Genomic DNA, 13,623 nt, shown 5'->3' on the forward strand with positions numbered 1-13,623 from the left:
CGGTTTATCACTCCGCAACAAGACTGGGAAAGTATCAGCCAAGCAGGCAGAGCGGCATGGCTTGGATGCAGGATATTCGATCCATTACTTGCTCGAATCTATGAAATTTTGAACGTCCTGTTGGGTTTGACTCGGTAAACTTTGAATCCATTTTTGGGCGGCAGCCGGGTCATACTGCATCCACGTCGATGCGAGGTTTTTGGTTGCCCAAGTTTTAGCATCGCTATCAGGTAATTTGCTGGTCCAGTCCGTAGCAGCCTTTGGGTCGGTTTGAATCCATTGCGTCACATGGATGGAGGCAAGCATCGGCAGATTTGTGCCCGAGTTGGAATCCGTTCCTTGCGCTACAGGATTGGAGATCAGGTAATCCAAGGCTTGTCCTTTGAGCTCGGGGTCGATGCCCTCGTTTCTTGTATAGGATGATGTGAGAACATTCGCGACGTTGCGCCGAGCATCTTCCGGAAGACTTTGGAAATCTTTGCTCAATTCAGCAATTTGCTGTTTGTTCATCTTCTGCAATGACTCCGTTAAGTAATACTGGATGTCGGAGGTTGTATTTGTATTTAACTGTTTGACTTGATCCAGCCAGTCAGAGGAGTTGGTGGTATTTCTTAACTTATACAAATCGGACTCATTGGGATTTGAAGGAATTGCTTTTTGAGCAATCATCCGATCTTCATCGCTATCGAGCATATTGAGTAAGCCGGTTGCGGCTAATGGGTTGCTCTGGGTTGAAAAAATGGCCTGTAGTATCGATATTTTTTGACTTGCGTCCATTGTGGATGGGTCAAGATGTTGATACCCTTCCAAGGCTTGCTTGGGATTGCTGTATGCCAGGTTATTAATGCAGTCTAGCCGTATTAGGTTCGCGTCTGATGATGTTACGCCAGCTCCCTCAAGGTCTGCTGTCAGCCATTGATAGGCATTAGTATTGTTGAGAAAATCGGAGTTATTCTTTAAAACGGCAGCCTGCCAAGATGAGGGTAGTCTGCCAAGATTGGCCAATAGACTGTCAGAGATACTGGTCCTGGAAGTTGCACAAGCTGCTTTGAGTTGATTGAGGCCATCAGGCTGATCGATCAACTTATCCAGTTCTGTGGCGAAAGAACGGTTGAGCTTTGCGCCGAGCAACGCCGCTTGTGCGGTTTTTTGAAATTTTCCGCCTAATTCAGCGATCTTGGCTTCCAATAGTTCTGGGGAAGATTCCGCCATGGTAGTCATCGCTGAGTTGATATAATAATAGCCGAAGTCTGCATCTTTACCAGTTAATGATATTTCTATCAAGCGATCCATTGCCATCTCTGGATTGTTTTTGCTGATTGCGCCCAAAGCGCGTAATTCGAGATATGGTTTCGGATTCTCTTTGAAGAAATCAATGAGTGCTTGTGGATCAGATTCAGTGAGAGTTTTGAGTGCGGCTTCTGAGCCGGACGAGTTATCTTTCATCGACCAAGCCAGCAATCGTAGCGGATCTTCGTGCGATAAACGTTCAGTGGCGAGTCGGCTGAAGAGGCTGAGTTCATAGCCATCGCGGCACGTGAACCATCGTTTATCCAGCCATTCCAGCAATTCATCAGTGCTTAGCGAATTGACCAATGCCGTGGTCACTCGCATGCGTTCGGCAGGATTTTTCTCTGCATCAATCACACGCAGTAGCCGCTTCGCGCCAGCGAGTCCTTTGTTGTTTTGATTTGATGGGCGTCTGACACGATCCGAGGTGCGATTCTGTCGTATCTCAGTGGGGGGATCACTGTTTTTTTGTGAACCTCGTTGGATCTGCCAACCTACAAATGCCATGGCACAGAATAATAGTGCTCCACCAGCAATGCGAGTTGTGTAGTTGGAGCTATTCATGGATGCAGTTGTTTGATGAGCTTTAGTTGTAATTGAACCTGATCCTGAGGTAAGTCGCTATTTTTCAGCCAAGTTTCAGCAGCTTCAGGCGAGGATCTAGACCAGCGCATGATCACATTCATCAAATTGGAGTTTTTCTTACTTGAACCATTTGAATTTAAACTCCTTGTGGCTGCTTCCTCGTAGCGGCCAGTTGATAATAAAGACTGAATTGCAATATGAGTTTGTTGAGGCTTAACCATCGAATCCACTTGGTTGTCGATCCAATCCAGATAGCCGTCCAAATCACTTCTAGCCCATTGGCTGGAAGCTTGGTATAAACTGGAGCTGTAAAAGTCCGAGTCAAGAACCTCTGGCAGCGTATTCATGAGCCTTGCAGGGTCTGCTGTCACCAAACTGGAAATCATAGTGCTGATTGCGTCGGACGCCGGATTTTCAAAGCTCATGGAAGAATTTTCAGTTTTAATCAAAATCCCTTTTTGCAAAGCATTTGGATTTTTTTCGAGAAGTTCTTCCACGGTTGTAAAAGCCAGATCGGGATTTTCATGAACGAGTTCCTGCACCACCTGGGCTACGCGTTGAGTTCTGGTGATCGGCGCGGTTGTTGCCATGGATTGTTTGAGAGCTGCTTCAGGGTCACTCTTGAGTAAGTTGCTGAACACTGCATCATCCAGTCGGTTCTTCATTTGTCCGGGTGGAGCCAACTTCGCAAAACGCTCTATCAGTCCGGGATCCAGCTCCTGCAAGGTTTGTGCGAAAGTTCTGAACGCATCGGTATACATCCCATTTGAGCCAGATTTGCCATTTTCCATCACCCAGGCGTAAGCAGCCCATGGGTCACGATTGGTTAAAAGCATCAGCATCTTGGATGGTATCCCAAATCCGTGATCTGTTAGAAAAGTCAGTACCTTTTCGGCATCTTCGACATCGTCCCATTTCGCCAATCCTTGCAACGCGGCGGGTTTCGACTCGTCGGGAATGTCATCAAAATGTTCCATCAACCAGTTCGGATGGAACTCGCCAATTCCGCTGGCTACCGCATTCAACTGTTCCGGATTTTGTTCCACCGCTGCATTCAAGGCGGCGATGGGATCACTGCTGCTCCAGGCGGACCATGCCACAGCTTCGAGCTGTGAACCAGAAACCGCAGCAATCGCAGCTTGCGGATCCAAGCGCGTCCAATTGACCAAAATCAATTCACTGATTTCGCCATCTGGATCATCCTTTGCTTGGTAGCGTTGCCAATAAGTAGCAATTTCATCTTCATTGGCATCAAGCAACCAAAGCGAGAGCCGACCATAAAGTTCGGTGGATGCGACCTCTTCAAGAGATTCCAATGTATCTGTAGAGTGAGTGAATGAAGTGTCGATCTTTGCAACAGCGGGGGACCGATCCCGACTACTCGAACGCGTTTCAGGGATCGCGCGCTTTTTTTTGTTAGGACGTTCGGGTTCGGCTGAGGCTATCGTCGTTGATTCGCGGTCCGAAGTCGCTTTACCGACTAGCGAGCCGAAAAAATATCCTCCGACACAGATGCCTAGTAAAACAAGGGCAGGGGTCCACTTCATGATGGGAAAGAGTTTGGGTTTTTCAATTCCAGTGTCCTCATTCCTGAAGCCCGCTTGCTGAATGTCAATTAGAATCGATGTTTGCAAACGTATCCCAACCCTCCTATCGAGAAGGGGGCGGTAGATTCTTTAAATGCAATTTGAGAATTCTACGGACTTCTTCGATTCCTTCGGAATTCTGGTGTGCACTATGATTTGATGGAACGATTTTTTCGGAATTGGCACCATTTAGATGGGAACTCCAATACGGGACGACACCATCCGTGCTGATGGGTTTGGTATGGTCGAAATTCCCACCTTTCCCGCGATCACCCATGATGGAGTGAAAAGGAATCCCCGTAGCGATCGGCAATTGGTTAATCTCGTGAACAAATGCATTCGTTGGAGAAAGTGTATCGATACTGCTGGGAGCACGGTTTAATTGGATCGCAGAGACATCCGCAGTCACCACGGACGAGACCGCAACAAGTGTATCCTGGATGAACGAGGGGAGGCGGACCAAACGTGTGCTGATTCGACCGATCCAGTTAGATGCTATTTCCGAACCTTGATGAGGCGTCGAAATGAAGACGACGCGGCCAATGTCAGTTCGATGATTAAAGACATAGGAATCGATGAGAATTTGTCTGCTGGTGCCACGAATTTTAATCTCGTCGGGTCCATGGCCCAGAAGATTTCGAAAGATGGTTTCACCCGCATCTGTTACCATGAGCCGACTGATCACGCCGCCCATGCTGTGTCCGATCAGGACTATTTTTTGATGATCCGGGAAAACCTTGGAAATCCCGTCGAGCTCATTGCGTAATAAGGAAGCTGAATAGGGATAGGGGTATCCACTCGGGTAACTGAATACCCAAAATTGGAAATGATCACGAATTTGCGGGTCCTCTAACAAGGTGAAATAGAGTGGCGCCCAACTTGCCGGTGAGTCCTGCAGTCCATGCACCAAGAGCACTGGAATCCTCTTCGGATCATATGGCTGAAGTCGGGAAATACGTGCCGTGGCAGAATATTTCTGTGGATTGAGAAGCCTGATGAGCCCAAGCTTGTCCGGGCGATCGACTGACAATAAAAGCGCAGCCGGTGCGGTGAAATTTGCCGCAAGTTGGACCGAGTGACCGTTCAATGAAATCAGGCGTTCTTCCACTGGATCATGGAATTCAAGCAGGGCAGGTCGTTGGCCGGTGAATCGGATTATCGCAGTGAGAGCAGTGTGACTACGATGCGTCCCATAGTTGTTGCGGAAATCGGGATCTTCCTGAGAGATTGCGATCAATGGTGCTCCGATTCCTGCTCGCGTGGCGTGGTGCTCGGCGTAGGTGCCTGTGAATTCGACCGTATCGGCTGGGAGATACTTTCGTTTGTGGGTGATTCCATTCTTCTCCAGTTTTACTGCTAAAATCCAGGGTTTGAGGGCGGAAGGTAATGTGATGGATTGTTGCAAATGGATTGAGTCATCGGTTTGGAGGGCTTCGACCAATCGTGCGGTCGCGTAGTTTTCCAGAGCAGTCGCAGTTTGATCGCCAGCCAGAGATTTTGCTCTAACAAGGCGAATGCATTCGAGATAATGTGCAGCAGCATCTAATGAATCAATTGCCGCCTTTCCGGAATCAATTTCCCGGTAGGCTGCATCGAACGTTGTGCTAGGAGTGATTTCACCAGGGATGGTTGCAGACTTAATGCGGTATGAAATCGGAGCATTACACGAAACCGCAACGAAGGTTAGATAAACTAACAGATAGACTGAAGTGATTCGAGGTAAGCACTTCATGCGATCCATCTACTGCGGGTATTCAACCTGAATGGTTTTCCATCCAGCGCTAGCAAATCCAGATGCGGCGGATTCGGTGAGGATGCCAGTGTGGATTAAAACTTTTTGGGAAATTCCGAGGTCATCGCGATTGGCGAAAGCTGCAACCTGTGCTGTCCATGTCACATAATCAACCGGTGCGGGGACTTCTAGGTTGCCTTGAGATGACACACCGCCCGGTAAGCGACCAAGGACATGGAGCTGCGAGTAGTCAGCTGCAGCTGATAATTGGCGCGAAGCCAGTATGGAAACCGCCTCTACCAAAAAGTCCGCTTCTTCCTGAGTTTGGCAGGAATTCGCAAGCACGATCATGCTCCCACGTCCGGCTGTTTTTGGCATTGCCTTCAGACAGTTTACAATTCGGTGGCGCCGAGTGGTACTGAGTGCCTGGCTAAGCTGAAAAGTGCTGATATCTTCATCGGTGACACCCATGGCAATAAGGGTTTCCTGATCTCGTAGTGCGAGTTCACTTTCTGTTAGAGCATAGATGTCTTCGGGGATGCCAACCATGTTTGTCGCAGCTACGGCGACACCTGCGGATAGAACGGTGGCGCCGATTCGAAGAGGCAAGCCTCCAGCAAAAAACGCCCAGGTTACTTTATCCATCTCATCCTGCAGCCGTAGATTGTCGGTGTATGGATCGACCCCGAGCTGCTTTGCCGTATCGAGTTTTGCTTTATCAAATCCTGCAGCATTTTTCGCAGCAGTGCCGATGCCTTTGCCTGTTTCCTTGGCGACTGTAGCGGAATCTACATCGTTTTCCCTGGCATCCTGAACCTGCTGATTGACTTTTTGCGCTCCACGACTGATTGACTTGCCAACCTTGGTGAAAAAGTGACCAACCGTTTTAGGTGCTTCCTTGGCTGAATCGATAGGATGCGCCACGATGTTTTTCACCGCATCAATCGGCTGCTCGATAGAACGCCGCATGCCTTCCGCAAACAAGTCACTTTTGCTGGTCTCGACTAACCTCTTGATTGCAGCAATTTCTACAATTCGTCTTCGTGCCTGTGGAACGCCGATGGCATCAAAAGTACCAAAGTCTGAGTCGATCGAAAAGTGTGCAAGGTAGCCATCGGTGACGACGAGATCACGCACGCGGTATGCTTCTCCACGAAGAATCTCTTGCTCTAACAAATCTGATGCATGCACCACTGTTGGCTCTTCAAATGGAGGAGATGGCTGGCCTTTCGCATCGACCAGCAACATCGGAATCAGGAGAAGAATGGACAGTTTCATGAAGCGGTTGGAGGTCATGGTTGCATGGACTCGTAGAGTTCACGCAATGGTTCGTGGCTCAGAGCGACGAGTCCTTTGCGAGGCCGGTCAATGTCAGAAATCAGAGTGACGACGATGCCAACAAGGACTGGAAAAACGATTTGGTTAAATGCTGATCGCTGCTGTGTGGTGCCTGAGCTAAACCCACTGGCCCAAGCACCACAGCCTGCGACAACGATCAGCAAAATCCAAACCGCAGCTGGAACATGATTTCGTGCGGCAGCGATCCTGCTGGTTTGCAAATCGATCATTTCGTTCAATGAATTGATGAACCCCATGATTACAGGGCCAGGTTTTTCGACTGCGGAATCCATGGCAATTTGCCAAAGCTCATTTTGAATTTTGCTGGATTCCATGACCAATGATTTCATTCGATCCAGGTCCGTCGATTTTTCAATCGATTCGAGACGTAGCTCTGTATATTGGCGAAGTAATTTCTTCGCCTTCCGACTCCTGCTTTCAGTTAGGAGATCGGTCCGTAGCCAAGTGGTACCAATGGCATTCGCTTCATCGACACCGAGGGACCGACGATTGTCATATCGTCCTACTGCCATCGCGAAGCTGAAACCAAGCAATAAACCTAACAAGCCCAGAACCGCGCCCTGTGTGCTGCCATTATTCACATCTGCTTGCGGGTTCTTTTGTTTGGCAGAATTGCCGAATCGAAACCCAATTTCTGAAAGGATTAACAGAATTCCGGTAACGATTATGAGAATGGACCATTGGTTCATAAAGATACGTGAAACGAATTCACTAATCATGGAGATTGCATAAAACGTTGATCGCTTGCGGCCGTTGAATGCGGTGAGCTCGCGAGGATAGCGCCGGAACCTGCCCCCCATTTGCTAACGCATTTGAAAATTTCGGTGATTGGAACTTCAGCTGGATGTACCCGATGGGATGGCATGATGAAAATGGCACCAGCGAGTGGAGTGGGGGCGGACGGGATAAAAATCGTGCTAAGTCCTCCTTGATGGGATTCTACAAGCAATGCAGGTGTCAGGCAGCCGTCTTCCACTTCAGCAAGCACCGGTTGGAAATTCGCGCAGGAACTCGAGTCTGATAATTGCCTGGCGATTGAGCGGAGAGGGGGATAGCCAGGAATTTTTTCGAGCAGGCCTTTTTCTAATGATCTGCCGACGATTTTACCCAGTGTGGTATGAAAAAGCAGCCCAATGGCGAAACAGATCATCACAAAAAGCAAAATCGCCCATGGCAGAGGATGACTGATTTGTTTCGGCATCGCGACACTGATGGGCCTAATCAGGATGTTTAAGTGAATCAGTAATTTGATTGCCAGCAAGATCGCAAGCCAAGCAGGTAGCACGATGAATAATCCCGTGAGAAGAGTTGATCTGATGGCTTTTAGTAAATCCGTCACGATGGTTATGATAGCGAATCAATCGCAGTCAGCTTTTGGTGAATTCCAGTCCGGGGTCGCCATCTGGCGCGCCAATGAGATTGAAATGAAAATGGTTGTCGTCGTTGAGAGTGACCGCGGAAACCATTTGTGAATCATCAGCTGTGAGAATTAACAAGCCCTTGTCATCAAGGCCGTAAGTGCCCGAGAGTTCGTTGTCTCCGGATGGGGAAGTGTATTTCCACAGATAGTCTCCGCTTTCCTGTAGGGTGAAGAAGATCTTTCCATCTGGACCGCGATCACTCACCCAGGTGCCAACCAGTTTTTCACTTGGAATGGGTGACGGTTGACTTTCGGTGATCATGCCAGACTCGGGTTCTCCAGCGTCAGGAAGGGAGTTTTTTGTTAGATCACGCAGTTGAAGGGCGATCGAGTCTGCGGGTTGAAGTTTTGTCGTTATCTCGAATTCCTGATAAGCTTCTTCCATATGTCCGCATACCATGTAGTGGTATCCTAACAAAAAGTGCGCATCTGCACGGTCAGGCGAGTTCTTCGCATAGGCTTCGAGTTTGCGCAGTTGGGTATCATACTCGCTTTCCGTGGGATAGAATCCAATCATCGTATCCCAGCTCCAACCAGGACCGGATGCCAGGACCGGATTGAGTATTCCAGTTGCGTCTGCGTATTTGCCCAGAGCAAAAAAGACAAGTGCCCTGAATTCATGAAGGGTGACATCTGATGGAGTATAAGCTAGTGCTTCATCAATCGCTTTTGAAGCGGCGGAATAGTCGCCGCTTTTGAAAGCATCCATCGATCGTGTCAGAGCAGTATCGGATTTTTCCTCCGCCAATGCGACTTCCCCTTCATCCCCGGGAGGATGTGAAGCGGCCGCAACGGAAACGGGCTCGGTATAAGTAATGTAAGTATTTTGAACCGGTGGCGCTGGGTAGGGATTGTGATAGCTTTGATATCCCATGTCATAAATCATGTTGCCAAGGCTCCAAACCGCGATACCCCACATGAAACCTGAAGCAAAATCGTCGTCATTATACCACCAGTGATGGTGATAGTAGTGACTGTTCCAGCCATAATTCCAATGGCCGTGATGCCAGTCATGATAAGCTCCTGCGCCCCACCACGGACGGGATCCCCAGTAATCTGGTCGGTAGGAAAAGTTCTGATTATTCTGAAAGTGACGATCAATCTTGATGTTGATGTCGTTTCCGACGGATATTCGATTGCCCCAAACACCTTTGTTGCCTCCCCATTTGTTGGGATTCCAATCGGGCTTTCGCGCTGGAAGCGTATTTGGCCGGTTTAGTCCAACGTTCCGACGTCCGATGTTGATTTGATCGATGTGAAGGTTGTTGCGATCCCTGGAAATGTTAATCTTATCTCGGTCGAACTTGATCGTATCGCCCGGTTTTTTGTTAGATGGATGTTTGGGGTAAGTGACCATGCCAGGGAGTGTTGCTGGCTTCGTCTTACCAGGTTGCTTGATCACAGGGCGTCTATTCGGGGCTCCATCACCTCGATCCGGGATCTTACTGGTAGGTTTTTTAATGGGATTCCGATCAGGAATCTTGCTCGGGTGTGTATCAGGCTTTTGCAGTTCGGGACGCTGGATCGGCTTGGTAGCAGGTTTGGTGCTTGGACGGGTCTGCGGGCGCTGTGCGGGTTTTTGAGTGGGTTTCGTTTTAGGTCGAACGATTTTCGATCCGGTCATGGGGGACCTTCGTTGATTGCTTGATCGCTGGGGTGGGGTGGGTTTCTTGCGACTTCCATCCGCGCCCTTGAAACGGCTTTCTCCCCGAGCTTCGATTTCTGCGGACAACAGAACCAGGGAGAGGAATAGATGACCCACGGTGTGGAGAATTTTCATAATATCATGAAATTGTTAGTTCTCTCCCGGTTGTGGAGGTTTGCGCACTAGTCGCAGTTCATTATCCGGTTGGACTTGTCCATCGATTAGGCGTTGTGTTGCTTTCCAAAGGATGGTGTTCTCATCTTGTGCGAACACTTCTTGGTTGGCGCTGTAGGTTTCTCCATCCGCGGTAGCTCCCTCCGATCTAACAAGCCATCCAGTTTCGGTGGAGGACCAGCTGCCTTCGATTTCTCCGCCTTCAGAATCAAAAATCCAGTAGACGATGGATCTTTTCGCAGCGTTCCACCCGATGCGAATGTTGCTTTCCAATGCCTCTGTGTCAGGAGAACTTGTCAACATGCGGCCGATGATGAATTTTCCTGTTAGATCCCATTCAAAACTGAACTCGATTTGCAAGTGATCGGTAGTCATGGCAGTCCAGTCACCCATGAAAGTGGCTGCCACATCAGCGAGCTGCCCGGCGGCATCGGTGATATCTTTTAGACTGCGGCTACTTGCAATTTGCCAGGTGCCTTGGGTTCCTTTCGCCAGGACTGCGGTGTAAGCGATGGAACGTGGAGTGGCATCTTCAGCTGGTGGCGTTAAATGGACCGTTCCGTCTTCGATCGCTAAGCCAGAACCGACAAGGCGGACTGAGGAAACCTCTATCGCAATCGTGGGGGGAAGTTCAGATGTGAAAATCTCTTCATAGTGGTGTTTGAGATCTTCACGCCCACTTATGATTTCCTCACCCGATAAATCAATGAGTTCGCCTGATGGGGTGAAAAGATTCGCGATGGATTCAGCATCTCGATGGTTGTAAGCGATGACGAATGCATTCGCTGTTTTTTTCAGCTCTTCGATGTCTGACTCTTCTTCCTGTGCTGATAGATGGAGGGGAACGACCAGAAAAGTGAGTAGTGTTAAAAATTTCATCTGGTCGTTCCGTTTGGGGTTCTAAAACTGATAAACAAGTTTCACCCAGATGTAATCGCCTTCCAGGCGCCGAGTGGTATCGATTTCAGGTAGCTACCGGATTTCTCCAACAAAGTTGGATTCGGCGCGTGGAAATAGGAATGTTAGAACGGGACCTATTCCAATCGTCCGCCCTTCAAAATCTCCTAAATTCGCCCCACCGCCGCTATCACCCGTGATTTGTTGGTAATAGAAGGCATTGAAACCTACACCTAACAGACCAGAACCCGCAGTGTATAGCTTCTGGACGCTGAACTCATTATGCCAAACCGTCCCGCTCTTGTAATCGGTATCTTTGTTTTCAGTATTGATAGAGAATCCAGTATGGAAGGAGGAATTCACTAGCGATTGGCTGCCACTATAGGATATGCCGACGGTAGGATCAAAGGTCCAATGATTCCTGCCTGGGTTGGCGAGTCGGCCTTTCTCATACTCTCCTGTGGGTGTGTAGATCGGCAAAGCTGCATTGTATTGCCATTCTCCACATTTCCAGCCCATCAGAAGCGGGAGGACAGCGATGTCGCCGAGTCCGCTTTCATGATCATGGATGTGAGTATTCAAAGAACCTAACGACAAGCTGGCATCTGCTTCCATCCATACCCAAGGGACGAACATACCAATGCTGTACCAGGCACCAGCAATCTGATTTTCGAATGTATGAAAACCGCCCAGTAGAAGGGCATCACTGGTGGCATCCAAATTTCCTACGAGTAGTCCACCAATGGGGATGGCCCGAGAGGCGGAGGCATCTCCCTGATAGTGGAGCCAGCTCACCTCTGTAATCCAACCTGGTGTCGTAGGTGGTAGGTCGATAAGGGTCGACATGGATCCTGGAATGTAGTGACCAGCACCACCTTCCTCGGCTTGCAACATACCGAGGCAGGTAGCCCCCATGATGGCATATGTGATTCGGTATTTCATGCTTAGTCTGTTTTAATACAGCATCAATATGGTGGTCCTCTTGGCGATTTGATTTCTCATAGGTTTTATGATTTTTTTCAGTCAATGGGTATAGAGCTTTGGTTCAATTGGCAGGCGTCATCGCGCAACGGAAACCGATATGACTTGTTCCGGTATCGGGTGGTGTGCCCCTACGGGCTGAAGGACGGTAGCTCTCGCAGTAATCAACGTGGCAGAGAAATGATCCGCCTTTTGTGACGCGTTCTTCTTGATAAGAGTTGACCAGAGAAAGACTTTGGCTGGGTCCTTCCGGATTATGACACGAAGGCATCATCGCCATTCGCGCATTCGTATCCGGGCGATACCAATCACTCACCCAGTTCCATACATTGCCAGACATGTCATAAAGACCATAGCCATTCGGGGGGAATGATTTTACTGGTGACGTTCCGATGAACCCATCTTCTTTGGTATTGAGATACGGAAATTTCCCTGTCCAGACGTTCGCCATAAATTTTCCTTCCGGCCGGAATTCATTGCCCCATGCATAGCGTGCTTCTTCAAGACCACCACGTGCAGCGAATTCCCATTCGGCTTCGGTCGGAAGCCGTTTGCCTGCCCATTTGGCATAAGCGGCAGCATCATCCCAGGAAACTTGAACCACGGGATGATTCCATCTTCCATCCAGGTTACTCTTGGGGCCTTCTGGGTGCTTCCAATCCGCGCCATGAATCCATGTCCACCATCCACTCATATCCTTCAGATCGACCGGGCCATCCGGTGGTGTGAAAACCAACGAGCCAGGCATCAGTTGTTCCTGTGGTGGTTTCGGAGTTCCGGGTGGTACTTGGGTTTTTAATAACTCCCAATCCACAGGTCGTTCTGCAGTGGTTTTGTATCCGGTTGCGTCGACAAACTTCTTGAACTCCGAATTGGTGACATCATGTTCGTCGATCCAATATCCATCGACCGATGCCTTGTGTACTGGCTTTTCATCGGGCCGGACCCCTTCTTGGTCGCTCCCCATGGTAAACTCGCCACCTTTGATCCATATCATGCCGGGCGGAGATTCATTCTTGTGCTCTGATCTCTTCGGAACGTCTTCGGATGATGGCAGTAGTGAAAAGGGTATCGCTAGTGCTAATCCACCTAACACAAATGTTGATATTGTTTTCATGTTTTCGATTCATTGGGTGTTGAGTTTCGGAAGTGCGACTGGAAATTTGCTTGAGCGGTGTGATGGCATCGAGATCGAGATGAGTTCGGCCATGGCCGTGCCTGACCATGGTTTAGTGGTGGTATTACGGCCGTATTTCCTCCGCTGGAGCTCCTTGATTTCATGAAGCAATCGAGGGCCAGGAACGAAGTCTGGGTGAAGATGCTGAAATTTACCCCAGTATTTCAGGCTTTGATCGACACGGTTCTTACGACAGGAACGAATCAACCGTCGTTTGACTCTCTTGCGGATCGGATAGATAATCTGAAGCGTCGTATGAACGTACTTCGCGAATTGGCTTCGGAATACGATGGTTGTCGTAATAAGTAGCAATGCAAATAAGAGCCAAGTGCGATGATTGAATGGTCGGGATAAAGTTTTGGATGATGGAGCTGACGCGGTGATGGATATCGAAGATAGTTTCTTCGATTCCATTTGTAGTGATCCGGGATTCCACCAATGAAACTCAATCCCGGGTAAGGTGTAATCACCAGATTTTTGGATGAGGTAGGTGAGTGTATCGATGCGTTCGGCTGTGGATTCTCCTCGGACGAATTGATCTTCTACTTTCGGATTTTCGTCGTAGACACGGATCCCATCGGGCGCAGTTAATGGGATAGGCATCAAAGCCATGGCTGTCATCTTCGAGGCACGCTGGGTGATGATGCGCTTCAAGATGTCACCGCTTTTCAGTGGTCCCTTTGGCTTCTCCCACCTTTCTTCGATGATCAGAGAATCCGTAGTTATGATGGAATCGAAGTTTGCGCTGTTAGGTGGGCGCTGTATTTTTAAGCTTAA

General features: G+C 49.0%; 10 protein-coding genes. All 10 read right to left on the reverse strand.

What is annotated here, in order from left to right; translation table 11 throughout:
* Positions 1–84: 84 nt before the first annotated feature.
* Positions 85–1,854, reverse strand: a complete 1,770-nt coding sequence (locus JIN85_RS00700) for a hypothetical protein (protein ID WP_200266571.1) — start codon at positions 1,852–1,854, stop codon at positions 85–87.
* Positions 1,851–3,026 carry a hypothetical protein gene (locus JIN85_RS00705; RefSeq protein ID WP_200266573.1) on the reverse strand — a complete coding sequence of 392 codons (1,176 nt, stop codon included), beginning with the start codon at positions 3,024–3,026 and terminating at the stop codon, positions 1,851–1,853. Before JIN85_RS00705 ends, JIN85_RS00700 begins: the two co-directional genes overlap by 4 nt.
* Before the next feature lie 499 nt (positions 3,027–3,525).
* Entirely contained in the window at positions 3,526–5,193 is a 1,668-nt protein-coding gene (locus tag JIN85_RS00710) for an esterase/lipase family protein (protein ID WP_200266575.1), read from the reverse strand.
* Between the two features lie 9 nt (positions 5,194–5,202).
* Entirely contained in the window at positions 5,203–6,471 is a 1,269-nt protein-coding gene (locus tag JIN85_RS00715; protein ID WP_200266577.1) for a hypothetical protein, read from the reverse strand.
* A 14-nt stretch (positions 6,472–6,485) separates the two neighbouring features.
* Positions 6,486–7,241 (reverse strand): bestrophin-like domain, encoded by a 756-nt coding sequence (locus JIN85_RS00720; protein WP_200266579.1) that lies wholly within the window; start codon positions 7,239–7,241, stop codon positions 6,486–6,488.
* 678 nt (positions 7,242–7,919) lie between these two features.
* A complete protein-coding gene (locus JIN85_RS00725; RefSeq protein ID WP_200266581.1) occupies positions 7,920–9,752 on the reverse strand; it encodes a tetratricopeptide repeat protein in 1,833 nt (610 codons plus the stop codon).
* Between the two features lie 15 nt (positions 9,753–9,767).
* Complete coding sequence (locus tag JIN85_RS00730) at positions 9,768–10,670, reverse strand: YybH family protein (RefSeq protein WP_200266583.1); 903 nt, start codon at positions 10,668–10,670, stop codon at positions 9,768–9,770.
* Positions 10,671–10,763: 93 nt separating this feature from the next.
* A complete protein-coding gene (locus JIN85_RS00735; RefSeq protein ID WP_200266585.1) occupies positions 10,764–11,630 on the reverse strand; it encodes a SphA family protein in 867 nt (288 codons plus the stop codon).
* Between the two features lie 103 nt (positions 11,631–11,733).
* Positions 11,734–12,666: a formylglycine-generating enzyme family protein gene (locus tag JIN85_RS00740; RefSeq protein WP_200266587.1), complete on the reverse strand. Its 933-nt coding sequence runs from the start codon at positions 12,664–12,666 to the stop codon at positions 11,734–11,736.
* Positions 12,667–12,795: 129 nt separating this feature from the next.
* The gene (locus JIN85_RS21175) at positions 12,796–13,500 is read right to left on the reverse strand and encodes a hypothetical protein (RefSeq protein ID WP_234047150.1); all 705 of its coding nucleotides are present in this window, start codon (positions 13,498–13,500) and stop codon (positions 12,796–12,798) included.
* Positions 13,501–13,623: the final 123 nt, after the last annotated feature.

Source organism: Luteolibacter pohnpeiensis, from assembly GCF_016595435.1.
Lineage (GTDB): Bacteria > Verrucomicrobiota > Verrucomicrobiia > Verrucomicrobiales > Akkermansiaceae > Luteolibacter > Luteolibacter pohnpeiensis.

Bases quoted from the DNA above. Each gene is read 5' to 3' on its own strand.
- JIN85_RS00700 (WP_200266571.1), bottom strand. From the start codon at position 1,854: ATGAATAGCTCCAACTACACAACTCGCATTGCTGGTGGAGCACTATTA.
- JIN85_RS00710 (WP_200266575.1), bottom strand. From the start codon at position 5,193: ATGAAGTGCTTACCTCGAATCACTTCAGTCTATCTGTTAGTTTATCTA.
- JIN85_RS00715 (WP_200266577.1), bottom strand. From the start codon at position 6,471: ATGAAACTGTCCATTCTTCTCCTGATTCCGATGTTGCTGGTCGATGCG.
- JIN85_RS00720 (WP_200266579.1), bottom strand. From the start codon at position 7,241: ATGAACCAATGGTCCATTCTCATAATCGTTACCGGAATTCTGTTAATC.
- JIN85_RS00725 (WP_200266581.1), bottom strand. From the start codon at position 9,752: ATGAAAATTCTCCACACCGTGGGTCATCTATTCCTCTCCCTGGTTCTG.
- JIN85_RS00730 (WP_200266583.1), bottom strand. From the start codon at position 10,670: ATGAAATTTTTAACACTACTCACTTTTCTGGTCGTTCCCCTCCATCTA.
- JIN85_RS00735 (WP_200266585.1), bottom strand. From the start codon at position 11,630: ATGAAATACCGAATCACATATGCCATCATGGGGGCTACCTGCCTCGGT.
- JIN85_RS00740 (WP_200266587.1), bottom strand. From the start codon at position 12,666: ATGATATGGATCAAAGGTGGCGAGTTTACCATGGGGAGCGACCAAGAA.